Source organism: Mangrovimonas sp. YM274 (assembly GCF_030908385.1).
In the GTDB taxonomy this organism is placed as follows: domain Bacteria; phylum Bacteroidota; class Bacteroidia; order Flavobacteriales; family Flavobacteriaceae; genus Mangrovimonas_A.
Window position 1 is genome coordinate 2,005,589 of record NZ_CP133091.1, and the last position, 25,281, is coordinate 2,030,869.

Sequence of the window (25,281 nt, forward strand, 5' to 3'; positions counted from 1 at the left end):
TTTGCGATTTTACACAACCTTTGCAGTTTGAAAAGCCGGGGAATAACTACCCAAACACATACAATTTGCAAATTGATAGTACTACGGGGCATATTTTTATTTTCTTAGGTGATTTTGTGGCCAGATAGTCCAATTGAGTTAAAAATTTTAAAAGGCCTTTTAAAGGTCTTTTTTTATTTGGGTGCTATAATCTGGATTTATTGATTTTATCTATTCCTTATAATATGTAGTAAAATTCTTTTTATTACTTTTAACTTGCTAACCAGCAAATCATAGCAGATGGATCAATCTGAGATTACTTGTAAAAATTGTGAAAATAATTTTGATGCTCAATTTGAGTTTTGTCCCTATTGCGGTCAAAAGGTTGATGAACAGTTAACTTTAGGAGTTTTGTTCTATAATACCATCAGTAATTACTTTTCTTTTGATGCCCGTTTTTTTAAGAGTTTTATTCCCTTAATGACCAGGCCTGGCTATTTGGCAAGTAAATTTATTGGCGGAAAACGCTTGTTGTATTTGCATCCTGCACAGATGTATCTGTTTATTTCGGTTGTTTTTTTCTTCGTGTTCTCATTTGTTACTAGAGAACAAACTCAAAAGTTGGATACAGCTCTAAAATCCGAATTTGAGCATAAAAAAGAATATTTAGATTCTATTAAACGAGCAGTTTCAGATTCGGTAACAGTTGCAGAGGTAAATCAAAAACTGAAAGATTCCAAGGTTGGTTTCCAATTGGACGAATCTGGTTTTAAGGTTTTGGATTCCTTGAAGGCGCCAAAAGAAAAAGAGGTGCTTAAAACTGGATTCAATTTTAATCAGGAAGCCATAGATTCTTTAATTGCTTCTGGTGCTCCTGATGAGGATATTTATAAAGAAATGGGAATGGACGACGACGACAGTGCTTTTACCAGGCGTTTGTATCACCAAGCATTAAAATTTTATAAGAATAGGAGTGGAGGCTCTATTTTGCAAGCATTTTATGATAGCATTCCTATTTCCATGTTTATTTTGCTTCCAATTTTTGCACTAATTTTAAAGTTGTTTTTCTATCGAAAGGGAAAGTATGCGCACCATCTGGTTTTTACCTTTTACTTTTTCTCTTTCTTATTCATGGTTTTTAGCATATTGGTAATCTGTAATTTGGTTTGGAAAGGGTTTCCAGGTTGGATAAACAGTTTTATTATGTTTTCAACCTTCTTTTATTTATTGATTGCCATTAAAAAGTTCTATAGGCAAGGATGGTTTTTAAGTTTTTTAAAGGCTAGTATTGTATCCTTTAGCTTCTTGATGTTTGTAATTCCGTTGGCAGTAATTGTAATGGGAGTTTCAGCATTTATGTTTTACTAAAGAAGCTTGTCTCAAACGAATGAGACAAGCTCCCTGCTATATGTAGATTAATAAATTAAAGGGGTTTCAATTGCTTTCAGCGTGGGCGCAAGATACTGTTTTTTAGAGGAATAAAAAGTCTGGAATCTGTTAAAATCGATTAAAGTTTTTCTTTGAGAAATTTACCTGTAATAGAGTGTTCATTTCTTACAATTTCTTCTGGGGTACCCACAGCTACCAGTTGTCCTCCGTGTTGGCCGCCTTCTGGACCTAAATCAATTATAAAATCGGCACATTTAATAAGATCCAAATTATGCTCAATAACAATAATGGAATGCCCTTTGTCAATTAGGGCCTGAAAAGATTTGAGCAATTTTTGGATGTCATGGAAATGAAGTCCTGTTGTAGGTTCGTCAAAAATGAAGAGAGCGTTATCACTTTTGCTTCCCTTCCCAAGGAAAGAAGCTAGTTTAATTCGTTGTGCTTCACCTCCCGAAAGCGTTGAAGAACTTTGACCCAAGGTAACATAGCCCAAACCAACATCTTGAAGGGGCTGAAGCTTAGACTGAATTCTTGTTTCTTTATGTTCAGAAAAGAATGCAATAGCCTCATCTATGGTAAGGTTTAAAATATCGTCGATGGTCTTACCTTCAAAGGTTACCTCTAATATGTCCTTTTTAAAACGTTTGCCGTTACAGGTCTCGCAGGTTAGGTGCACATCAGCCATAAACTGCATTTCTATAGTAACTTCACCTTCTCCTTTACAAGTTTCGCAACGGCCACCATCCACATTAAAGCTAAAGTGCTTGGCTTGATAATTGCGGATCTTACTCAGTTTTTGAGAAGCAAATAATGCTCTAATATCATCGTAAGCTTTGATGTATGTAACTGGGTTAGAGCGAGAAGATCTCCCGATTGGATTTTGGTCTACAAACTCGACATGCTTTATGTTTTTAAAGTTGCCTTGCAGTTCTGTGAATTGGCCTGGTTTATCACTAAAATCAGTTAATTTCTTTTGAATGGCAGGAAAGAGAATCTTCTTGATCAAGGTACTTTTTCCACTACCAGAAACACCGGTAATCACCGTGAGCATTTCCAAAGGAAATCTTACGTCAATGTTCTGAAGGTTATTCTCTCTAGCTCCAATAATGTCGATGTGGTATTTTGAAGTGCGTCTTTTTTGAGGTACTTTAATTTCCAGTTGGCCGTTTAAATATTGAGCAGTCAGTGATTTGGAAGCTAAAATATCCTTGTAAGTTCCAGTAGCAACCACTTCACCTCCAAAAGTTCCTGCTTCTGGGCCTATGTCAATAATTTCATCGGCGGCGTTCATGATATCTTCATCATGTTCTACCACAATCACCGTATTTCCCAAATCACGAAGGGCTTCAAGTACTTTAATTAGTTTTTGAGTATCTTTTGGGTGAAGACCTATACTTGGTTCGTCCAAAATATACATGGAGCCCACCAAACTACTTCCAAGGGACGTGGCAAGGTTGATACGTTGGCTTTCTCCTCCAGATAAAGTATTGGAACGTCTGTTTAGGGTTAAATACTCAAGCCCTACATTTTTAAGGAATGACAGGCGGTTAGTGATTTCCTTTAGCAGACGCTCAGCAATTTTTGTGTCGTATTGGTTTAATTCAAGAGCATCAAAAAAATCAGCTAATTGGCTTAGTGGCAGTTCTACTAAATCAGTTATCGTTGCGCCTCCAATTTTTACGTAATTGGCTTCACTTCTTAAACGTTTTCCATGACATACGGTACACTTTGTTTTCCCTCGGTAACGGGACAACATAACTCTGTTCTGAATTTTATAAGCTTTGGCTTCCAGTTCTTCAAAAAAGGAATTCAAGCCTTCAAAGTATTTGTTTCCTTCCCATACCAATTGTTTTTGAGCTTCGGATAATTGATAGTAAGGTTTGTGGATTGGAAAATCAAATTTATGCGAGTTGTTCACCAATTGGTCTCTATACCAACTCATACTTTCTCCTCTCCAAGGAAAGATAGCATTTTCATATACCGACAATCCTGTATTTGGGATGACCAAATCTTCATCAATGCCTATTACATCTCCGTAACCTTCGCATTTTGGACAGGCACCGTAAGGGTTGTTAAAACTGAATAAATGGACGTTAGGCTCCAAAAAGGTCATACCGTCCAATTCAAATTTGTTATTGTAGGTACGTTGCTCTCCGTTGGAAAGTGCTTCTATGGTACACGAACCTTTCCCTTCAAAAAAGGCTGTTTCAATGGCATCTGCCAATCGATTGTAAAAATCTTCTTCGTGTCTGACTATAACTCGGTCTACCACCAAAACAACATCTGCAGTCAATGCGTTTTGAAGAGCATCTTCAATTCTTAGAACGTCATTTTCATGTTTAACTCTTGCGTAGCCCTGTTGCTGTAATACTTTAAGTTTGTTCTCCATGGTACGCCCTTCTTCAAGAATAATAGGAGAGAGGAGCAGTAATTTTTCACCATCTTCAAATTGCTTAATATATTTTAAAACATCTTGTGTAGTATGCTTCTTCACCTCATTGCCTGAAATAGGAGAGTAGGTCTTGCCAATACGTGCAAATAAGAGTTTTAGGTAATCGTAAATTTCGGTAGTGGTTCCTACCGTAGATCGCGGATTGGTAGAATTCACTTTTTGTTCTATAGCAATAGCTGGGGCAATACCCTTAATGTAATCCACCTTAGGTTTGTTGAGTCTTCCTAAAAACTGACGGGCATAACTGGACAGACTTTCTACATAACGCCTTTGTCCTTCGGCGTAAAGGGTGTCAAAAGCCAAACTAGATTTGCCAGAACCCGATAGTCCTGTGATTACCACCAATTTATTTCTGGGAATAACGACATCAATATTTTTTAAGTTGTGAAGTTTTGCGCCTTTGATGATGATATTCTCTTTTGGATTTACTTCGGAAATATTAATGCTCATAGTGCCTTTTACTTATAGATTTGCAAAGATACTACAAGTATTTTATCTGAATAAATTAATTTCACATCGTTAAAATGAAAACGTATTGCATCCTAAAAAAGGGTAAAAATTGTATAACGTTTTGCAGGAAATGCAGGTTTTAGTATAAACAAAATGTTAAAGTTTAGTGTTAAATTTTGCTTTTTTGTTTTTATAGTTGTTATATTTGGAGCTCAAGCAATCAAAAAAACACTTGCCTATAACATAATATTACTTTAGAAAATTAACCCCAAGCTAGGAAGTTTACTTCGAGCCATTAAAGTAATTATTATGAAAAACGAACTTATCACTGATGCTGTTTTAGTAAGGAATTATATTAACGGAGATGAGAACGCTCTTTCCGTACTTATTTATAGGCACAAACAAAAGATTTACAGTTTTATCTATTCCAAAGTCTTGGATAGAGATGTTACCGAAGATATTTTTCAGGATACCTTTATTAAGGTTATTAAAACCTTGAAATTGAAGAAATATAATGAGGAAGGAAAATTTCTTCCTTGGGTAATGCGTATTGCCCACAATTTGGTAATTGATCACTTTAGAAAGAGCAACAGGATGCCGAAATTTGACAATACTGGGGAATTCAGTATTTTTTCCGTTTTGGGAGATGGTGCTTTAAATGCCGAAAAGCAGATTATTAAAAATCAGGTGGAAAGTGATATAAGACGTCTTATTGAAGAACTGCCGGAAGATCAAAAAGAGGTTTTGGTAATGCGCATGTACAAAGACATGAGTTTTAAGGAAATTTCGGATGTTACAGGCGTAAGTATTAATACTGCTTTAGGTAGAATGCGCTATGCATTAATCAATTTGAGAAAGGTAATTGAAAAAAATAATATAATTTTAACAAATTGATATAATAAAGTGATTTTTTGTGCGTTATTTAGATTATAAGAACCTAAAAATTTAATAATGGCAAAACTTTACTCAGAATGCACACCCCCAAAAAAAGATAATCTTAATCCTAAAAAAGAAACCGTAGATTTTCTTTTAAACTATTCAAAGGCTTTAAGTGTTATACATTGTAATAAATTGAAGTTTGAAGCACTTCTAAACTAAACTTTGAAAGCCCTGAGAAATCAGGGCTTTTTCATTTTATAATAGTCATTGATTACAGAAGCTCTACCAATGGTTTTGGTAATAATATCTTTGTCGAGATCCCAACCTCTGGCAGGAGAGTATTCTCTTCCGTACCAAATAATCTGCAAGTGAAGGTCATTCCATAATGCTTCTGGGAACAATCTTTTGGCATCCTTTTCGGTTTGTGTCACGTTTTTGCCATTGCTCAAATTCCAACGGTACATCAATCGGTGTATGTGAGTGTCTACTGGAAAAGCTGGAATCCCAAAGGCTTGGGAAAGTACAACTGCCGCTGTTTTATGGCCTACGGCGGGTAATGCCTCTAATGCTTCGTACGTCTGTGGCACTTCGCCATTATGTTTTTCAATTAAAATTTCCGATAAGCCATGAATACCTTTACTTTTCATAGGAGACAGGCCTACGGGCTTTATAATGTCCCTTATTTCTTCAATTGAAAGTTTAACCATATCATATGGGTTATCAGCTCTTTCAAACAGTAAAGGCGTAATTTGGTTGACTCTTACATCGGTACTTTGTGCAGACATTAGCACCGCAATCAATAGAGTGTAGGGGTCTTTATGGTCTAATGGAATAGGAATTGTTGGATATAGGTCTTTTAAAGTGGTAATTACAAAGTCCACTTTTTCTTGCTTGGTCATAAATTGTATTTTTGTACAAACTTCAAAGTTAATAATTATGACCCAATTAAAGATAGGAGATAAAGCTCCAGATTTTACGGCAAAAGACGAACAAGGAAACACCGTAACACTAAGCGATTATAAAGGTAAAAAGTTAGTACTTTTCTTTTATCCGAAAGCGAGTACACCTGGTTGTACAGCTGAAGCTTGTAATTTAAGTGAAAACTATGAGCGCTTCAAAGCCTTGGGCTATGATATTTTGGGCGTTAGCGCAGATTCGGAAAAAAGACAATCCAATTTTAAAAACAAATATGATTTCCCTTATCCACTTTTAGCTGATGAGGATAAGCAGGTTATTAACGCCTATGGGGTTTGGGGACCTAAGAAATTTATGGGGCGTGAGTATGATGGAATCCATAGAACCACCTTTATTATTGATGAGAATGGAATTATTGAAGATGTTATTCTTAAAGTAAAAACAAAAGCTCACACAGATCAAATTTTGGCATAAAGAGAAAAGACCTTTTGATAGTTTCAAAAGGTCTTTTATTTATTGTTTCAATAGTTATTACACTATTCTTCGTGATAAACTTCTTCGGTTTCAAATCCAAATAAGTTTTCTTCTTTTATTAATTTGGCAACACCTTCTGGTAACATGTTTTCCCAACCGTCTTCACTTTCTGTAATCATTTTAAGTACCTTTCTAGAGAAGATGGATAAAATACTAGGATCATAATCGGTAATGTCAACTACCTTTCCATTGTATTTAAAGAACTTGTAAAGTTCCTTCATTCTAGGGTGTACTTTCAGGTTTTCGCTGGTCACCAATGTACCGTCTTTGTTCATCATAGGGTAAAGGTATACGCGTAAATCCTTGAAGAATAATTTTCCAAAGGCTTCCAAAATACCTCCACTTAAATGACGATAGTATTTCTCATCAAAAATATCTACCAAGTTGTTAACGCCCATGGCCAATCCCATTCTATTTTTAGAATATTGCGAGAAATACTCAACTAAACGATAATATTCCTGGAAATTGGAAATTAGTACCGTTTGTCCCAAAGAACATAATAGTTTAGCACGGTCCATAAAGTCCTGCTCGTTGATTTCTCCTTCGGCACGTAAATTGGAAAGTGTAATTTCAAATACCACCTGAGTGTTCTTGGCATCTACTTTATTTTCCTTAATGAACATGTCATGAGATTTATGGAACATGTCCATATTCACTTTGGTAACAGGTCTAAAGCTTCCTCGGAATGCCAAAATATTCTTTTTGTACAACACTCGAGCGGGGAGTACATTGTTACCGTCCGGAGCAAACATTACGGCATCGGTCATGCCATTTTTTACCAATTGTAAACTCATCAAACGGTTATCAACCTCACTAAAGATGGGACCACTGAAGTTGATAGTGTCAATTTCTAATTGGTCTTTGTCCAAGTGGTCATATAAATACCTTAAGAGTTTCTTAGGTTCATTATACTTATAAAAAGCACCATAAATCAAGTTTGTACCAAGTACACCCAAGGTTTCTTGTTGCAATCTTGCATCATTTTCTTTAAAACGCAAGTGAAGAATAATCTCGTTGTATTCTTGCTCTGGATCAACTTGATATTTAATTCCTACCCAACCGTGTCCCTTATAATTTTTCGCAAAATCTATGGTAGCCACGGTGTTGGCATACGAAAAGAATAATTTGTGAGGGTGTTTATCCCTAGGAAGTCGTTTTTCTATTAAGTTAACCTCATGGTTAAGCATTTTACGCAAACGGGCTTCGGTTACGTAACGCTTATCGTCTTCAATTCCATAGATGGCATCACTAAAGTCTTTGTCATAAGCAGACATAGCTTTGGCGATGGTCCCAGAAGCGCCTCCCGCTCTGAAAAATTGACGTACCGTTTCTTGTCCAGCGCCAATTTCGGCAAAAGTTCCATAAATATTCTCATTAAGGTTTATTCGAAGTGCTTTCGACTTTAACGAAGGTACATCATCGAATTCTTTATCTCCCTTTAAGGTTATTTCCATCTTTTTAAATCCGGGTTTTTAGTATGCCACAAAGGTATTAAAATACCATGGTAAACAAAAAAATAACATTATTTTTGTTCCAAACTCAGATGATTTGAAAGTTACGTTTTTAGGCACCGGTACATCGCAGGGAATCCCTATTATTGGTAGTACACATCCCGTGTGTTTAAGTGAAAACCCTAAAGATAAGAGGTTGCGGGTTTCTGTGTTGGTGGAGTGGGGTGATCATGCCTATGTAGTGGATTGCGGTCCCGATTTTAGGCAACAAATGCTAAGGGCTGGATGTACAAAATTGGACGGTATAATCTTTACTCATGAACATGCAGACCATACAGCGGGACTGGATGATATTAGACCCTTTAATTTTAGGCAAGGCGACATGCCCATTTATGCCCACGAGCGCGTTATTAAAGGACTTGAGAGAAGGTTTGATTATATTTTTGAAACCGAAAATAAATATCCAGGAGCACCAGGCGTGATATCCAATATTATTGCCAATACCCCTTTTACTTTGGGAGGTTTAGAAATTATACCCGTTAATTTAATGCATCACAAACTTCAGGTATTTGGTTTTCGATTTGGTGATTTTGCCTATTTAACAGATATGAAGACCATTACTGATGAAGAGGTGGAGAAACTAAAGGATTTAAAAGTTTTGGTAGTGAATGCACTGCGTATAGAGCCTCATATGTCACATCTCAATTTAGAAGAAGCCCTAAATTTTATAGAACGGGTGAATCCGGGGAAAGCGTATCTCACACATATAAGTCATCTTTTGGGATTTCACGACGACGTACAACAAAAATTGCCAAGCAACGTTTTCTTGGCGTATGATAACCTACAAATTTCTATTTAAACTATGAAGAGCAGAATTTTTATGTACCTGTTTATTTTTTCGGTATTGTTGATTGTTTTCCAATATGCGAATTCTAAAAATATTCTGGATTCCTATGAAAAGGACATCAAACAGCTAAAGGAAAAATTAGAAAAGGACAAAACGGAAATTGAAGCTTTGCATGATGAAAATTTGGAGTTGATGTACTTCGATATTGAAAACGATGAGGATGCACTTTCCTATTTCGAAAACAAGGGTTACGATGTAGAAGAGTTGATTCCTTTTATTAAGGATGAAATTTATAAATTGAATGTTTATGAAGGAGACGACCATCCTTTAGTACCTTATGCCTCAATGACGGATGGAAAGATGATGATCAATAAAATCAAGCTATTGAACCATAAATGGATCATTGCCGATTTTAGTGACGGGAAATATTGGGGACAAATTTTCTTGACCTATGAAATATCAGAGTCAGAGGAGCTTAAATTTAAAGTGGTGGAGTACTTTATGTATCCACCATCTTCAATCTAAATACGTCCAGATAACCATTTTCTGAATTCGTAGAAGTTCTGTGGGGCAACACCGTGCCCTACAGGAAATTCAGAATAGGCGTGTTTGATATTGTGGGCGCTTAAGAATTTTGGAATTCTGCGAGCCCACTCCACAGGGATTACTTGATCTACACTTCCATGTGATGCATAAATATCCAATGAGCTAAAATCCTTTGCCTCTAAGTTTTCGGGTAAGATTTCTTCATTGATATAACCGCTCAAAGCAATCACATTCTTTACTTTTTCAGGGTAGGTCATCGCCACAGCATAACTCAAAATACTTCCTTGGCTAAACCCTAAAAGCGTGACGTTATCTTTGTTTACAGGATAAGTATCGCAGGCTTGATCGATAAAGGTTGCAATTAAATCACGGGATTGAGCAGCCTGTACATTGTCATTCCATTTGTTCATTTCTGCATCAAAATTAATGGCGTACCAAGCATTGCCGTAAGGCTGCATAGGGTAGGGCGCTCTTACAGAAATAATGAACAGTTCCTCTGGTAATTCTGAAGCAAATGAATACAAGTCGTTTTCGTCACTGCCATAACCATGAAACATAATCAATAACGGTGCATTTTCTTTTAAAGAAGAAGGTCTGGTAATGTGGTATAAAGCTAAATTTGTCATTTTCCTATCGAAGCAAATAATTTTTGAAAGAAGGGGCCTAATACGGGAACAGAATACAATTTACCTGTAACTGCCCCCAAAATTCCGTAAAAAAATAAAATCATGAAAAAGGCCCAAAAAGATAAGGTAATCATCCAGCTGTCAAACCCACCAATGAAATAGCCGATAAGCATTTCAAGAAGCCATAACCCTAGCGCCTGTCTGATGTGAAAGGATGTAAACGGATTTTTTTTGTCATTATTAATGATAAACGCGATAAGCGTTCCAATAAGTGTTAGGTAACTCACTATAGCAAGTCCCTTTCCTTCTTTAATTGTTTGTTCTGTCATTATTTTATAACCAATTGATCATTTGCAAAAATTCCGTAAGCCTTTCCTTTTAGTTTATGGTCTAGGAAGCAGCTGTTCTTGGAAGTAGCTAAAATGTCTTCAGATGAAAATGTATAGGTTTCATCAGGATTAAATAGAGTTAGGCAAGCTGTTTCACCAATATGTATTGGATGATTTTTTATGCCAAAACGTTCTTTTCCGTTGGTAAGTAGTTCTACGGTTTTTTTGGTGGTTAAAGTTGAGTTTAAGGCGCCAAATGCACTTTCTAAACCAGTGGTTCCGTAGAGGGCGTGGTCAAACTCCACTTTTTTATGTTCTATATCCAAGGGATTGTGATCGCTGGTAACCATATCAATTGTACCGTCTTTTAAGCCTTCAATAAGGGCCGCAATATCTTCTTGCGTTCTCAAAGGTGGTAATACTTTAAAATTGGTGTCAAAACCTACGAGGTTTTCATCGGTAAACACGAGATTGTGTGCCGCAACACTACAAGTCACATTTAAGTTCTTTGCTTTCGCTTTTCTAATCAAGTCTACAGATTTGGCTGTAGAGATGGTGGGTATGTGTAATTTACCTTCTGTATATTCCAAAATGAAAAGATCACGAGCTATTTGTAATTCTTCCGCTAGGGCAGGATTTCCTTTTAAACCAAGAGAAGTACTAGTTATATGCTCATTCATTACCCCAAGACCTGTTATTTTTGATTCCTGAGGAAACGATAATACCAAACCGCCAAAGTTGCCAGCATATTGCAGCGCAATTTTAACAAGGTTAGGGTTGGAGATAGGCTTTTGGTAATCATAGAACGCAACGGCACCGGCATTTTGCATATCGTATAATTCTGCCAAATCAACACCATCACTGTTTCTTGTTAAAGCTCCTACTGGATGAAGGTTTACCGCATTTCCAAAAGATTTGGCTTTTAGGAATGAAATGTCCGTATTACAGTCTACAACAGGGTGGGTGTTGGAATTTACCGCAACGTCTGTAAAGCCTGAGAGGGCAGCGGTTTTTAATCCGTTTGCAATCGTTTCACGTTCTTCATAACCTGGCTCTCCAAAACTTACACTGCTATCAAACCATCCTTGGGAAACATGAAGGTTCTCCAGGGTTAATTCTTCGTAGTTTTTGGAGTTTGGAATGGTTTCTGAAATTTGGGATATTTTCCCCTCTTCAATGAGAATATCAACAGTTTGATTGTGAAAATCGCTTTTGGAATCAACTATTGTTGCAGATTTTATAAGTAAGGTCATTTTAGGAATTTTAAGATAAGCATTTCAATGATTAAAAAAGCTACTGCAAAAATAACAAACCATTTCCATAGCTCATTAACATTAGAGGCACTTTTTATGTCGTTAATCATAGAGGAAACGCTATTGCTGCTCGTAATTCCATCAACAGAGGATAGGTTGTAGTATGTTAATTGGCTTTCGCTTCTGTCGTAGTTGAAGCTTAACTTTTTGAGTGTCTTATCGTTATTGACAACCGAGATAATTCCAGCAGTTTCAGGAAATTCATTAGTTTTCATTTCCACCTTGTTCATGAAAGTTTGCTGCAAAGGAATTATAGACTGTTCGTCACTTTTCAAAGAAAGGATATCGTCTTGTTGGAGTCGGGTGTTGATGTCGATTGTATTTTCTTTCCCTAAGGTGTAATACAATTGCGGTAATTTCAAACTTTGCTTTCCTATGTTATATATGACCGGAACAATCAATGGTGAATTTTTAAAATTGGAATTATCATCATTCAATGGAGCAGAAAAAACGAACACATGACCATATTGCGATAAGAATGGTGAACCATCTTCAAATTTCAAAATAGCAGAAGTAGTATTCGCCGATTGTAATGTAAAGTAAGAATTGGTTTTTGGGTATTGAAAATTGCTTACTTTTTTGTCGAATACGTTTGTGAAAAGGGGGTGGTCGAAATTGATGTTTGTAATGTTCTTTTCACTTTCAATAAAGTCGCTAAATGAATCTATCTTTAGATTTGTAAATAATTGATTTAAAGTATTTAAGTTCGTTTTACCTGAAGGAATTATTAAAATATTTCCACCGTTGTCATTGTAAGCCTTTAATGCAGTAGTGAGTGACATTGGAATATCTTTCAGTTCATTAATTACAATTAAATTTTGATCCTCAATAATGTTGTAATCCAAGGACTTGAAGAGGGAAGAGGTATACTCATATTCGTCATCGGTAAATATTTTTCCTAAAAAAGCATCGTCCTCTTCGTTTATAGATAGGACTTTGATCTTATCCTGTTGGTTTAAATTGAAATAAAGTGTGTTGTCATAAAGTAGGTTAGGATCATCAATTACCAATTTAGCATCTATTTCTTGGTTAATAGGAAGTGTGAAAATAGCTGTATTACCTTCTTCAAAAGCGACAGAATTTTTAGCTAGTAAATTATCGTTGTTAAATAATGAAACTGATTGATTTGAAATGTTTTGATTGTGATTATTTAAAGCAATGGTTAATTCTATGTTTTCAACATCTCTTTTGGAAATGTAGGCGCTATCAATACTCACGTTTCTAGTATTTACCGGTTCCAATTGTACTGTATTTAGATGAAACGTGCTGTCTGCCTTTAAGTTGAAAGGAGTTCCTTTTTCTTGAAAGTCAGATATCATTACCAAATTTTTTGTGGAGCTTTTGTCGTTGGAAAAAGCTTTTTTGCCTTTTAAAACAGCTGCTTCGTAGGTGAGTTGATTGGAAGATGTTTTTAATCGAATCAATTCATTTCTTAAGGCTTTTATAGTTGTGTTAGGGTGGTAGGAGTTATTAGTAAAGAAGGTAATCGGGTCATTTTCAGGAACCGTTTCTAAAAGGTCTTGTACAGCCGTATTCAATAAGGTTCCGTTTTTCCCCTTAGCGTCCATACTAAAGGAATTATCTAAGTAAATAACGGTTTCCGTACTGCTATTAAAGTTGTTGGATTTTGTAATGAAAGGCTGTGCAAATGCAATGATAATAGCAGTTAGTAACAACAATCTAGTTATGAGTATAAGCCATTTTTTAATTTGTGAACTTTTACGGGTTTGTAGTGTTACATTCTTTAAAAACTGTACATTGGTGAAAGGCACTTTTTCAAAGCGTCTTAATTGAAACAAATGAACAATTATAGGAATGATAAGTAGGAATAGCGCGTAAAGGAGTTCCGGGTATTTAAATTGCATCCGATGTGTTTAATTGTACAAGTATCAAATATAGAAAATGATAGACGATTATACTCTTTAGCTTTTAAGAATTTTAACAAAAGAAATAGTAGTCTACCATGAGTTTCATACCTAAAGATTGTAAGTGTTGGGTGATTTTGGCTTGTTCATCTGGATTGGCCACGGTTATAATACATTGTGGTTGATTTAAGGTTCTTAGCTTTTCAAAATTGTGAAGTTCCTGACCGTAAATATGTTTTCCGATTTTCCTTTCATTATTGCAAAGCCATACAAAGGAAATTTCTTTTGCTATTAGTTTTCGGGCAACCATTTTTCCTTTATTGCCAGCTCCCCAAAGTGCTAAAGGCCTAGTGCTTCTATAATCCAATTTAAGAAAATACCGAATTTTTAAGGGAATAAAGTGGTTTTTGGAGTAATGTTCATCTGTTCTGGATGCTCTATTGGGGTAGTCCCGCCAATGATGCAACACGTTGTTGCTAGGGATGCATTTCAATTGCCCTTTATAAAAACGAAAGGCCAAATCGTAATCTTCAGGGTAACGATTAGGCTCGAAGGCTTTACAGATGGTCAAGTCAGTCCTGTAAACCATCCAGCATGGGGAGGGGATGACACATTCTTTGTAGATTTCCTTAAAATTTTTACCTGTTCCGGTAAGATTGTTGAGCCAGGTTTCGTAACGTTGAAATCCATTGCCCAAATCACCCATATCAGAAAAATAATTCACAAGCCCCAAAGCAATATGTCCTTTTCCGTGTATTTTAAGGTCAGTTGCCATAGTTTGTAATTTGTTGGGCGCCATGATATCGTCACTATCCATACGCGTAATGAATTCGCCTTGACTATTTTCAAAAGCTAAACGAAGTGCTGAGATAATTCCCGCCCCACTGTTTTTAAATAATTTAATCCGAGGGTCTTTAACGGCGTAAGAATTTACAATATCGTAACTGTTATCTGATGAGTTGTCATCCACAATTATTAGTTCCCAAAATGTATATGTTTGGCTTTGAATGGACTTGATACAGGAGGGTAAAAAATCGGCTGTATTTTTAAACGGTGTTAACACACTTATGAGGTCTTGTTGCATGGTACTAAGGTACATACAAAAATATTTTAACAAAACCTTTACTGAAAAAATGCATCCGATTGCGTAGATTTGCACCTCGTTTTAAAAAAATGAGTATATGAAGAAAGTGATAGCCCTAATAGGGTTTGGAATGATGATGATATCCTGTGGTTCCTCCCCAAGAACTTCAAATGAATTAGCAATTGCAAACCCAATTGAATCCTCCATGGACTTAACCGCTGTTGTGAATGATAAGGTACCTGTAACTATTAATCCGGGACGTTTTATCCAAGATACCGTAACCTATAGATTGCCTCGCGTAGTTCAAGGAACTTACGATATCAGTGATTTTGGTGCTTTTGTAGATGATTTTAAAGCCTTAGATTATGATGGTAAGGTGCTTCCAGTTGAAAAAGTTGACAAAAACACTTGGGTAATTCCTAACGCTACTCAATTGGATAAGTTGACGTATTGGGTAAATGATTCTTTCGATGTTGAAAGTAATCCCAATTATCCAAATTTGTTTTCTCCCGGTGGTACAAACATTGAACCTAATAACTATGTTCTAAATCTTCATGGATTTATTGGGTATTTTGACAATCTTAAAAATAGCCAGTATGCGCTAGATGTGGTATCTCCAACCAATTTTGAAAGAACTTCGGCTTTGCAAAAAGTTGCAGAAAGCGCCAGTTCTGATGGGGAAAAAATCACAACAAGTTATTTTGCACCACGTTATTTCGATATTACCGATAATCCAATGATGTATGGAAAATTGGATGTGGAGGAATTTATGGTAGGAGACATCAAGATAGTGTTGAGTGTGTATTCTCCTAATAAGAAGCATACAGCCGAAAGCCTAAAAGAAACCATGTATCAAATGATGGAAGCCCAGAAAAACTATTTGGGATCCATTAACAGTACGCCTAGATATGATATTTATTTGTATTTGTCTGATGGGAGTGCTAAAGCACCCAAGGGTTTTGGAGCTTTGGAACACCATACGTCTACGGTAGTAGTTTTAAGGGAATGGGATACAAAGGAATCGCTAGCCCAATCTATGGTGGATGTGGTCTCTCATGAGTTTTTTCATATTGTAACACCGCTTACAGTGCATTCTGAAGACATCCATTACTTCGATTACAACAATCCAACGTTCTCTAAGCATTTATGGATGTACGAAGGAGTTACGGAATATTTTGCACAACATTTTCAAGTGTATGAAGGTTTGGTGACGTCGGCGGATTTCTTCGCAACGATGGATGGTAAAATAAAACGCTCTGGATATTTTAATGACGCCTTGAGTTTTACTGAAATGAGTGAAAACATTACCGAAGAGCCATATGCCTACAATTATGTAAACGTATATCAAAAGGGAGCTTTAATAGGAATGTGTTTGGATATTTTAATGAGAGAGGAAAGTGATGGCGAAAGAAGCATGTTGTCCTTAATCAAAGAATTATCTGCAAAATATGGCAAAAACAAACCTTTTGAAGATGATAGCATTATTGATGAAATTTCAAAAATGACCTATCCTTCAGTTGCAGCCTTCTTGCAAAATCACGTCGTAGGAAGTGAGCCGATCAATTATGATGAATTTTTTGAAAAGGTAGGGTTGCATTACGAAGACACCAAAGTAGCGACTAATTATGTTCAAGCAGCCAACGGCTTGGTTATGGATAGAAATAAGGAAACACAAGAAATGTTTTTTACAGATAACGTTGAAGATAATTCCTTTTGGAGAGAGCAGGGAGTGCTGTCGGGCGATAAATTGGTTGGCATCAATGGCTTTAATATTTCTGACATGAATATAAAATTTGTAGTAAGCCAGATTTTTGCTTGGGAAACTGGTAAGCAAGTAGATGTTACACTTGAAAGGGATGGAGAGACAATCGAAATTAAAACCACTTTAACGCCTACATTTACCACTAATAGAGTGTTGGTTGAAAACCCTAATGCTACTAAAAAGCAAATTACCTTACGAAATACTTGGTTAAACCAAAGAGAGAACATGTAAGCAAATAGTTCACGATAAAAAAAGAGCCCGAAATTTAATCGGGCTCTTTTTGTTTTGAATAAAACACTTTCTAATATTTTGCAGCTTTCCCGTTAGACAGGGAGTTTTTTATGAAGATCCTAAGGTCTTCATTGGCGGTTTTTAAGTCTTCCTGTCTTAAGTACATCATATGTCCACTTCTGTAGCCTTTAAAGCTAAAGCGGTCTTTCATTTTACCACTCGGATCAATTTGCCACATGGTGTACTTGGCGTTGAAATAGGTGGTGGCGCCATCATAATATCCAGATTGAAAAAACACTTTTAAATAAGGATTTTGGGCCATGGCCATTCTTAAGCCTTCGCGAGTGTTGTCGTTTTGGCGATCCCAAGGATGTACATTGGCCAACATGTGATAAGGCACATCGGTTTCGAATTTCAATTCATTTTTAATGTACATGTTTATGGGCGGGGTGAAGGAATGTAACCAAGAGTCTAATTCTGGATTATAGCTTGGGCTATCGGCTGCATCGTCATAATCAATTCCTAAATAGCGCGAATCAAGTCTTCCTATAATCATTCCCTTATCTCTCAATAATTCTTTCCAAAAGAAGCTTGATGGCACTCTTAAATTATTTTTAAGGATGATATCTTCGCTAAGTCCTGAATAGTTTGACAATTGTTTAGCTATGGCCACTTTTTCTTCGGAAGAAATAAAGCCTCCTCTAGAAATTGCAGGTAGATAGGTGTTGATAGCAAACTTTTCGGCTTCTGGAAGAATGTCTTCAAGGTCCTTGTTCTGTAAGTGTGAAGGAAGCATTTTATGATACCATGCAGTTGCCGTGTAATACGGTACGTGAACCGCATCCGATATTGGATTCCCAGAGGTCAATACCTTATAATCTGCAGGAGATACCATGATCACACCATTTAAGTACATGCTTTGGGCATTTTGAAGCTCATAAGATAGTCCCATAACACGGGTACCTCCATAGCTTTCGCCAACAATATATTTAGGTGATTGCCATCGGTTATGTCTAGTCACAAAAGTATTCATCCAAGAAGCTAGGTACTTGATGTCTGCATTGATTCCAAAGAACAGTTTATTATCAGGTAATTTTCCTTCTTTATTGGCAATGCTTCTTGAATACCCCGTGTTTACAGGGTCTACAAATACAATGTCTGCTACATCAATGATGGAATGCGGGTTGTCTTTAACGCCGTAAGGTTGCAGCGGGTAGCCTTCCTCGTCAATATTCAACATTTTTGGCCCGGTATAAGCAATGTGCATCCAAACGGAAGCAGACCCAGGGCCACCGTTAAAAGAGAAAATTATCGGACGATTATTGTCCTTGATATTGTTGCGTTTGTAATACGTAAAGGATAAGGACGCAACCAATTCACCTTTGTCGTCCCAAACGGGCTGCATTCCAAAGGTAGCGTCATAATCAATTTTTTGCCCTTTAACTTCTACGGAATGTGTAGTTGTAATCAAGGTGTCTGCAGGAATTGTTCTGTTTTGTGCAAAACCACTAATAACTGAGAGTAAGAATAGTGTTAGTAATTTGAGTTTCATTATGAATTGTTTAATAAATGAGCTTAAAGATAGGTCTTCTTTTTAAAATTTTTCAAAAACACCCAATCCAAACAGGGCGTAGTCATATTTAACCGGATCTGTTGGATCCATTGAGCGCAAGGCATTATCCAATTCTGTTAAGGCCTTGGCGTCATTTTGTTTTCTTTTGAGTAAACCTAGTTTTCTAGCAACATTACCCGAATGTACATCCAAAGGACAGGAAAGTTGTGCGGGGGATAATGATTTCCATATGCCAAAATCTACTCCGGCATTGTCATTTCTTATCATCCAACGCAAATACATGTTAATTCGTTTCGCAGCTGAGTTTTTAAGAGGGTCACTAATGTGTTTTTGTGTGCGAGGTAGGTGGTCTATTTCGAAAAACGTGCTTTTAAATTCATGGATTGCCTTTTGCATGCTCAAAGGTGATGCGTGTTCTTGAAATAAGCGCTCTAGCCCCCCATGGGTTTTATAAATGTGTTGCAGCGCTTTGATAAACGTTATTAAATCTGTTCCGTTAAAAGTCCTGTGTACAAAAGTGTTTAATGGCTCTAAATCCTGTTCTTGATGATGCATTACAAAATCATATGGAGTGTTTCCCAGGAGCTCTATTATTTTCTTCGCATTATTGATAATACTTTTTCTGTTTCCCCAAGCTATGGTAGCGGTTAAAAAACCTGATATTTCAATGTCTTCCTTTTGAGAAAAACTGTGCGGAATTTGAATAGGATCGCTATCAATAAAATTGGGTTTGTTATATTGCAAGGTCTTTTCGTTGAGAAATTCCGTAAGTTCTTCAAAAGTAAGATGCTGCATATTGTTTGAATTTTTTGAATTTTTTTGTTGAATTTTAGGCTAAATTGCAAATACAATTATAATACATTTGTCTGTGTTTTGATAGCTAATTAAAAAAACTATCTTTATACTATCATTACTTGTATGGATACACTTTTACCTTTTACATTAACGGTTTTTACTGGCTTTTTTGCTATAATGAATCCTATAGCAAATGTTCCAATATTCTCTTCTTTGGTACAGGATGCTGATGAGGCTACCAAAAAGAAAATAAGTAAAAATGCCACCATTATAGCCTTTCTTATTGTTGTCGTCTTTGTGGTATTGGGAAAGTTTATTTTTGAACTCTTCGGGATTACCATTCCAGCTTTTAAAATTACAGGAGGTATCTTGATCTTTTTTGTGGGTTTTGAAATGCTGCAATCCAAAAAATCGAGTGTAAAGCATTTAAAGGAAAATGCAGTAATTGATGAGAATATTGCTGTTTCGCCTTTAGCTATCCCAATACTATCAGGCCCTGGTACTATCGTAACCGCAATGAACTTTGTTGCCAAAGGGGATTTTACCGAAATAGGTATTGTAATTTTAGTGTTTGGAGTTATTTGCTACATGACTTATTTAGCCTTTAACATAAGTGATTTCATTGTGAGAAAATTGGGAAATAATGTCATTACCGTTATTAGCAAACTGATGGGTTTAATCATCGCTATTATTGGAACCAGTATGATTATTCAAGGAGTAAAGGTAGCTTTTGATATCTAATAGTTAACTCACAATTTTTCCATCCACCATTGTTAACTTTCTATCGGCCATATTGGCTAATTCTTCATTATGGGTGACAATAACAAAAGTCTGCCCAAACTCGTCCCGCAGTTTAAAGAATAGTTTGTGTAAATTTTCGGCAGATTCACTATCTAGGTTTCCAGAGGGTTCATCGGCAAAGATGAGTTCGGGGTTGTTAACCAAAGCTCTTGCTACGGCCACACGTTGTTGTTCTCCACCCGAAAGTTCACTGGGTTTGTGGTCGTAACGCTTGCTAAGCCCTAGAAAATCCAACAGTTCCTTGGCGCGTTTCTCAGCTTCAGGTTTTGGTGTGTTTTTTATGAATGCAGGAAGGCATACATTTTCCAAAGCAGTAAATTCTGGAAGCAATTGGTGAAACTGAAAAATAAAACCAATATGTTCATTTCTGAATTTGGCCAGGGCCTTATCGTTTAATTTTAAAATATCAGTTCCATTGATAAGTAGGCTATTCGCATCCTTTTGAGAAGCCTTGTCCAAAGTGCCTAAAATTTGAAGCAGCGTCGTTTTTCCTGCGCCAGAAGCCCCTACAATAGACACTATTTCACTTTTTGAGATTGAAAGGTCTACACCTTTCAGTACATGTAAATCGTTATAATATTTATGGATGTTTGTAGCTTCTATCATGCTGTTGTAAAATATAGCGTGAAAATACTATTTTAAGGTGTGATGCACAATTGGAATTGGGAATAAATACATCTATTTAAGGGAAGTGAAATTAGATGAAGCAAAAGCTTTGTGTGGGAGTCGAGTAAACTCGCTTATTTTGTTTATTTTTAAGGGAGTAACTATATTTATTAGATATGCCTTACGAAAAGTTTGAGGAATTCAACATAAAAATCACCGATGATATAAAAGCTCGTTACAATGGAATTATTGAAGAGTTAGGGGAGGATGTTGCTAGGGATGGCTTGTTAAAAACACCCGAGCGCGCAGCAAAAGCCATGTTGTATCTTACTCAAGGGTATAAGCAGGACGCTTCGGAAATTTTGAAAAGTGCCATGTTTAAGGAATCCTATAATGAAATGGTTATTGTAAAGGATATTGAACTTTACTCCTTGTGTGAACATCATATTTTACCATTTTTTGGAAAGGCACATGTGGCTTATATTCCAAATGGTTATATTGTTGGTTTGAGCAAAATTCCTAGGATTGTAGATGTGTTTTCGAGGCGACTTCAAGTTCAAGAACGCCTTACTGAACAGATATTGGATTGTATAAATGACACCTTAAAACCACAGGGAGTGGCAGTGGTTATAGAGGCATCCCATATGTGTATGATGATGCGGGGTGTGCAAAAGCAAAATTCAGTAACGACCACCTCAGGTTTTAGAGGGCAATTTGAAAAAATTGAAACAAGAAATGAATTTTTGAAGCTAATAAGTGAAAAACTGTCATAATTTTGTTTTGGTATGTTTCTTGTTTATAGTTAATTAAAGTAGTAAAGCATGAAAATGAAAAACAATAGGCCTTATGGTAAATTAATTTTAAGTGTACTGTTAGATGCCATGGGGTACACTAGTTTTATTATTCCAGGAATTGGAGAGTTTTCAGATGTTGTTTGGGCGCCAATTTCGGCTTGGGTAATGACAAAAATGTATAAAGGACAACAAGGAAAGATAGCTGCAGGCATTTCCTTTGTGGAAGAAGCCTTACCTGGGCTGGACGTTATTCCAACCTTTACAATTATGTGGTTTTACACCTATGTTTTTAGCAAAAAGAAAGAAACTATCATTGAAGTAAAATAAAAAGAGCGGCTTTTTAAGCCGCTCTTTTTTGTATCGCCAACTTGTTTTATATCCTATAGCTTAATCCAAAGCTAAAATTCCTTCCCATATTATATATACCGTCACTCTTCAATCTAGACAAATGATTGATGTAGGTTGTGTTGGTTAAATTGGTTCCAGAGATACTGAAGTCAATTTCATTATTATTTCTTAGTGTCAATGTAGCGCCAAAACCTACACTTAATAAATTGTAGCCATCCGTAGCGGTTTCAAAATCACTGATGTTATTTTGCTTAAAAGTAGATTGAAGCTTTATGAATGCATAATTATTTTTTATATGAAAGCTCGGTGAATTGTTTTGTTGAGTGGTATTTGCAAATTCTATTCTTACTGTATTGTTCAATGAATTTGCAGGGATTAAAGGAAGATAGTCGCCATTGTCCTGTTTTCCTGTAACCGTTTCAAAACTACTCTCAAAATGTAACCAATCGAGCGGGTGTGGGTGTAAGTGAAATCCAAATTCACCCCCATAAAGATTGGCGTTTTCCTGAACATAATGATAAACGGGAGTATCTTCAATTACAGTGCCGTCCGGCGCTAAGTATATATAATCACTAATGGCATTATAGAAGCCGTTGGCAAAAATTTCGATATGTTCATTTTTGAACTCCAAAGCCAAATCGGTTTGAAAGTTTTGTTCATTATTTAGATTTGCATTTCCTATTTCGTATCTATTCGAGCCATGGTGTACGCCATCGGAAGTAAGTTCGGCTAAGTTTGGTGCTCTAAATCCAGATGCAAAGTTTAAACGGGCAGTGACCCTTTTAAATAGATTGGTTTTGAAGCCTAAAGCACCATTAAAACTATTAAAATCTTTGCTGAACTGATTGTTGACATCAATATTTCTGTTGTCGTATCTGGCTCCCAATTGAATATCTAAAGCTTTTAAATGTATGTGGGAAGTGGCTAGTATACCAATATCGTTGGTTGTGGCATCTGGTATTAACTCTTCTTCTCCGTAATTGGAATTTGTTTGGTGCATCCCTTGCAACCCAACAATGGTTTCGAATTTACCTAATTTTGGCAAGTGGTATTTAGCATCATAGTTAAATGTTTTTAGTTTCATATGCAATGAAGGCGCTTCCATTTCGTGTTCATCATGTTCTTCTTCATGAGGGTCTTCATCTTCATGGTCATCGTCGTGATCATCATGATGGTGTTCTTCTTCAAATTCTTTACGGTCGTTGTATATCAATCCTAGATTAAGGTCCAGTCTAGAATTTTCAAAATAAACGGTAGATTTAGAGCTTAAAATATGATTGGTTAAATCTTGGTAGGGAAGCATCGGGGCTTTATTGGTAGATTGAATACCAATTTCTTCTGGCAACCCTAATTTAGAATGATTGACATTGTAACGCAATTCAGTTTTTAGCTGGGTAGACTGGTAGCCTATACCTGCTTTAAAATCCTGCTCCCTGAATCTGGAATTGGTAACACGATACTCGTCTGTATTATAGTCGGCGTGTTCGGTTAAACTTCCTCTGAACAAAAATTTAAAATGTTCTCCTGAAGATTTGTAGCCTGCATTGGTACTGTAGCCTTGAGTGTTACTAAAATAGTTTCCGTTAAAATCTGCTGCGACCGTATTAGGTTGTGCAAATTTTTCGGGGTTCAAATACAAAACCCCTCCAATGGCATCACTTCCATATAACAAAGAGGCTGGGCCTTTTATGACTTCAACACTTTCTACACCAGCGTCGTTTAATCCAAGCCCATGTTCACCTCCAAATTGTTGATTTTCCAATCTTACACCTTGTGTATATACCAAAACACGATTGGAGCTTAGCCCGCGTATTACGGGTTTTCCAATACCTAAACCAGTGGTTACGCTGGCAACACCAGGAATGTCCTTTATTCCATCGGCCAAGGTAATTGCCCCATTTGTTTTTAATTCGGTGACTTTCTTTTGCTCCACTTTCATTACATTTTCACTTTGTAATTTGTGGAATGGCGTAGAGATGATGACTTCTTCCATTTCAATAGCCGTAGGACGTAATGCAATACTCAAATTGTTTTGGTTTGGAACTTCAACAGGTATTGAGAAAGTTTCGTACCCTACATAGGATACTACCAATTTATGGGTTCCGGCAGGAATGGCACTGAACGAAAATTTTCCGTTTTCATCCGTTGCTGTTCCTTTTTCTAAATCGGCTAGGTAAATAGTAGCATAAATAATGGGCTCTTGGGTTTGGTTGTCAATAACAATGCCAGATAAAGTGTTTTGACAAAAAGTATATGTCGTTGCCAATAATAGCAAGACATTTATAATTATTTTCATGAATTATATCTTATAGTTAATAATATGTTTAGTGAAGGTATACTTCACATTTTATAATGACTAACTATATGTAGGAGGGCCTCGGAGAGAAAAATGTAAGCGTTGGTACTCACTAACAAACTTGTATTGAGATGATAATATTTTATAATTATCTGTAGGTGAGAACAATTCAAAATGATAAAGTTCAAATGTGAAATTATGGTTGATTTTGAATTGGTAAAAACTACAATCTTGATCAAGACTATGAAGGTGGGTTTGAGTTTCGCCGTTGCAAACCTCATGATGGTGATGGGTAAAAACGTGCGTGAATTTTGTAAGGTAAGGAAGCGACAAAGCGAGTACCAAAAAAAGGGCACTGAACTTAAAAATGATATGGTGCTTCCATGAATACATATTCTAATCCACTAGTTTTCTTAATCCAAACCTGCGTAGCATTTTCTTTTCAAATTCCCAGAAAAACTGGAATTGTCCTAAGAGCCAACCAAAGCTAACTAACAGGATTTGGTAAAAAATGAGCCCAATAATAATGAATAATACCCAATACAGCACAGGGTTTAAGTTTTCTTTAGTAATTCCCATTAAGGCAATAAGGGGTCTTCCTACAAAAACGGAAGAGGATCCGGTTATGGCGAATACAATAAAAATGCGAATCATTTCCCATTTGTACGAGACCACCCATTTATGTTCCAATCGTTTAAAGATCCATAGAGTTAATTGGAGTAGCCCATAAAACACTATTAAAGTAATAGGGATGACATAAAGTAAATTAGGAGTTTCAAAAAATAGGTTTGCTAATTTATAACTACTGTAGAGTAGGGCAATAAGCCCGAAAAGAGGAAATATCAATTGCCAATTGCGCTGTATTTCCCATCTTGCTTTGAACTTTTTCATAGACAACATAATCTGGGCAAATATACTTTAAATTCTAGGAATATAGCCAGTTAATTGTTGGCGGTAGGTAAGTTGGAAATAGATAAAATAATTGTATAGTTTATAGTTTACCTCATAGCCATAATCAATATTGGATTCGTAATTTATTTGCATGGCGTAAAGATTGGGGTTATAAACTTGTGGCTGCAGAACTCTTTGATTCCAGGCAATTACATATTGGTAATTTCTGTTTTCCAAAAAATCAAGGGAGTAATAACCTTCGGGACGTGCTGTGCTACGCAGCCAAGTACTGAATCCAGGGTCAAAAATGATAATTTCATACTCCAGATCGTCATTGGCAATTCTTACCGTATCATTTTCTGTTAATTTAGTTTCTGTAGTGGAGGTTGTCATTTTTTGACTACTATGGCAACTGTAAAATAGAAATGCAATTAATATGGCAGATACAAAGGTTTTCATGGTATTGTATTTCTATTAAAGATACGAAAAATGCCTGTAACAACCTTGTTAATGGATTTGCAATAA

At 36.2% G+C, this 25,281-nt stretch carries 24 protein-coding genes; 10 read left to right on the forward strand and 14 right to left on the reverse strand.

Annotated features, from left to right (window positions below; all coding sequences use genetic code 11):
* Positions 1–279: 279 nt before the first annotated feature.
* Positions 280–1,347 carry a DUF3667 domain-containing protein gene (locus RBH95_RS08665; protein ID WP_307899187.1) on the forward strand — a complete coding sequence of 356 codons (1,068 nt, stop codon included), beginning with the start codon at positions 280–282 and terminating at the stop codon, positions 1,345–1,347.
* 139 nt (positions 1,348–1,486) lie between these two features.
* On the opposite strand, the gene uvrA is transcribed toward RBH95_RS08665, so the two are convergent.
* The gene (gene uvrA / locus RBH95_RS08670) at positions 1,487–4,270 is read right to left on the reverse strand and encodes an excinuclease ABC subunit UvrA (RefSeq protein WP_307899188.1); all 2,784 of its coding nucleotides are present in this window, start codon (positions 4,268–4,270) and stop codon (positions 1,487–1,489) included.
* A 309-nt stretch (positions 4,271–4,579) separates the two neighbouring features.
* Between uvrA and RBH95_RS08675 the strand changes: the two genes are divergently transcribed.
* Entirely contained in the window at positions 4,580–5,164 is a 585-nt protein-coding gene (locus RBH95_RS08675; protein ID WP_307899189.1) for an RNA polymerase sigma factor, read from the forward strand.
* A 224-nt stretch (positions 5,165–5,388) separates the two neighbouring features.
* On the opposite strand, the gene nth is transcribed toward RBH95_RS08675, so the two are convergent.
* Positions 5,389–6,048, reverse strand: a complete 660-nt coding sequence (gene nth, locus RBH95_RS08680) for an endonuclease III (RefSeq protein ID WP_307899190.1) — start codon at positions 6,046–6,048, stop codon at positions 5,389–5,391.
* Positions 6,049–6,085: 37 nt separating this feature from the next.
* Here nth and bcp point away from each other — a divergent pair, with 37 nt between their 5' ends.
* Complete coding sequence (bcp, locus tag RBH95_RS08685; protein WP_307899191.1) at positions 6,086–6,538, forward strand: thioredoxin-dependent thiol peroxidase; 453 nt, start codon at positions 6,086–6,088, stop codon at positions 6,536–6,538.
* A gap of 62 nt (positions 6,539–6,600) precedes the next feature.
* On the opposite strand, the gene RBH95_RS08690 is transcribed toward bcp, so the two are convergent.
* Positions 6,601–8,052: a TonB-dependent receptor gene (locus RBH95_RS08690; protein WP_307899192.1), complete on the reverse strand. Its 1,452-nt coding sequence runs from the start codon at positions 8,050–8,052 to the stop codon at positions 6,601–6,603.
* A gap of 94 nt (positions 8,053–8,146) precedes the next feature.
* Between RBH95_RS08690 and RBH95_RS08695 the strand changes: the two genes are divergently transcribed.
* Together RBH95_RS08695 and RBH95_RS08700 are read left to right on the forward strand one after the other, a co-directional pair.
* Positions 8,147–8,908, forward strand: coding sequence for an MBL fold metallo-hydrolase (locus RBH95_RS08695; protein ID WP_307899193.1), 762 nt, complete (start codon positions 8,147–8,149; stop codon positions 8,906–8,908).
* Between the two features lie 3 nt (positions 8,909–8,911).
* Positions 8,912–9,421, forward strand: coding sequence for a hydrolase (locus RBH95_RS08700; protein ID WP_307899194.1), 510 nt, complete (start codon positions 8,912–8,914; stop codon positions 9,419–9,421).
* On the opposite strand, the gene RBH95_RS08705 is transcribed toward RBH95_RS08700, so the two are convergent.
* The 5 genes from RBH95_RS08705 to RBH95_RS08725 all read right to left on the reverse strand — a co-directional run bounded on the left by RBH95_RS08705 (position 9,418) and on the right by RBH95_RS08725 (position 14,674).
* A complete protein-coding gene (locus tag RBH95_RS08705; protein WP_307899195.1) occupies positions 9,418–10,068 on the reverse strand; it encodes an alpha/beta hydrolase in 651 nt (216 codons plus the stop codon). The two genes, RBH95_RS08700 and RBH95_RS08705, sit on opposite strands and share 4 nt — an antisense overlap.
* On the reverse strand, positions 10,065–10,397 hold the full coding sequence (locus RBH95_RS08710; protein ID WP_307899196.1) for a hypothetical protein: 333 nt from the start codon (positions 10,395–10,397) through the stop codon (positions 10,065–10,067). The genes RBH95_RS08705 and RBH95_RS08710 overlap by 4 nt, the downstream gene beginning before the upstream one ends.
* Positions 10,397–11,650 carry a dihydroorotase family protein gene (locus RBH95_RS08715; protein ID WP_307899197.1) on the reverse strand — a complete coding sequence of 418 codons (1,254 nt, stop codon included), beginning with the start codon at positions 11,648–11,650 and terminating at the stop codon, positions 10,397–10,399. Before RBH95_RS08715 ends, RBH95_RS08710 begins: the two co-directional genes overlap by 1 nt.
* Positions 11,647–13,575: a BatA domain-containing protein gene (locus RBH95_RS08720; protein WP_307899198.1), complete on the reverse strand. Its 1,929-nt coding sequence runs from the start codon at positions 13,573–13,575 to the stop codon at positions 11,647–11,649. The genes RBH95_RS08715 and RBH95_RS08720 overlap by 4 nt, the downstream gene beginning before the upstream one ends.
* 73 nt (positions 13,576–13,648) lie before the next feature.
* Complete coding sequence (locus RBH95_RS08725) at positions 13,649–14,674, reverse strand: glycosyltransferase family 2 protein (RefSeq protein WP_307899199.1); 1,026 nt, start codon at positions 14,672–14,674, stop codon at positions 13,649–13,651.
* Positions 14,675–14,756: 82 nt separating this feature from the next.
* On the opposite strand from RBH95_RS08725, the gene RBH95_RS08730 reads away from it, so the two are divergent.
* Positions 14,757–16,652 (forward strand): peptidase M61, encoded by a 1,896-nt coding sequence (locus RBH95_RS08730; protein WP_307899200.1) that lies wholly within the window; start codon positions 14,757–14,759, stop codon positions 16,650–16,652.
* A 70-nt stretch (positions 16,653–16,722) separates the two neighbouring features.
* Here the strand turns inward: RBH95_RS08730 and RBH95_RS08735 are convergent, their stop codons facing one another.
* Together RBH95_RS08735 and RBH95_RS08740 are read right to left on the reverse strand one after the other, a co-directional pair.
* Entirely contained in the window at positions 16,723–18,204 is a 1,482-nt protein-coding gene (locus RBH95_RS08735; protein WP_307899201.1) for a S10 family peptidase, read from the reverse strand.
* 42 nt (positions 18,205–18,246) lie between these two features.
* Positions 18,247–19,020 carry a TIGR02757 family protein gene (locus RBH95_RS08740; RefSeq protein ID WP_307899202.1) on the reverse strand — a complete coding sequence of 258 codons (774 nt, stop codon included), beginning with the start codon at positions 19,018–19,020 and terminating at the stop codon, positions 18,247–18,249.
* A 123-nt stretch (positions 19,021–19,143) separates the two neighbouring features.
* Between RBH95_RS08740 and RBH95_RS08745 the strand changes: the two genes are divergently transcribed.
* The gene (locus tag RBH95_RS08745) at positions 19,144–19,761 is read left to right on the forward strand and encodes a MarC family protein (protein ID WP_307899203.1); all 618 of its coding nucleotides are present in this window, start codon (positions 19,144–19,146) and stop codon (positions 19,759–19,761) included.
* Between the two features lie 3 nt (positions 19,762–19,764).
* Here RBH95_RS08745 and RBH95_RS08750 read toward each other — a convergent pair whose 3' ends face one another.
* Complete coding sequence (locus RBH95_RS08750; RefSeq protein WP_307899204.1) at positions 19,765–20,427, reverse strand: ABC transporter ATP-binding protein; 663 nt, start codon at positions 20,425–20,427, stop codon at positions 19,765–19,767.
* Positions 20,428–20,603: 176 nt separating this feature from the next.
* On the opposite strand from RBH95_RS08750, the gene folE reads away from it, so the two are divergent.
* Positions 20,604–21,200 carry a GTP cyclohydrolase I FolE gene (gene folE, locus RBH95_RS08755; protein ID WP_307899205.1) on the forward strand — a complete coding sequence of 199 codons (597 nt, stop codon included), beginning with the start codon at positions 20,604–20,606 and terminating at the stop codon, positions 21,198–21,200.
* Between the two features lie 54 nt (positions 21,201–21,254).
* Complete coding sequence (locus RBH95_RS08760) at positions 21,255–21,548, forward strand: hypothetical protein (protein WP_374047829.1); 294 nt, start codon at positions 21,255–21,257, stop codon at positions 21,546–21,548.
* 46 nt (positions 21,549–21,594) lie between these two features.
* Here the strand turns inward: RBH95_RS08760 and RBH95_RS08765 are convergent, their stop codons facing one another.
* The gene (locus RBH95_RS08765) at positions 21,595–23,865 is read right to left on the reverse strand and encodes a TonB-dependent receptor (RefSeq protein ID WP_307899207.1); all 2,271 of its coding nucleotides are present in this window, start codon (positions 23,863–23,865) and stop codon (positions 21,595–21,597) included.
* A gap of 174 nt (positions 23,866–24,039) precedes the next feature.
* Between RBH95_RS08765 and RBH95_RS08770 the strand changes: the two genes are divergently transcribed.
* Positions 24,040–24,252 (forward strand): hypothetical protein, encoded by a 213-nt coding sequence (locus tag RBH95_RS08770; RefSeq protein ID WP_307899208.1) that lies wholly within the window; start codon positions 24,040–24,042, stop codon positions 24,250–24,252.
* Positions 24,253–24,261: 9 nt separating this feature from the next.
* Here RBH95_RS08770 and RBH95_RS08775 read toward each other — a convergent pair whose 3' ends face one another.
* Entirely contained in the window at positions 24,262–24,756 is a 495-nt protein-coding gene (locus RBH95_RS08775) for a DUF6787 family protein (RefSeq protein ID WP_307899209.1), read from the reverse strand.
* Positions 24,757–24,783: 27 nt separating this feature from the next.
* Positions 24,784–25,215 (reverse strand): DUF6146 family protein, encoded by a 432-nt coding sequence (locus RBH95_RS08780; protein ID WP_307899210.1) that lies wholly within the window; start codon positions 25,213–25,215, stop codon positions 24,784–24,786.
* Positions 25,216–25,281: the final 66 nt, after the last annotated feature.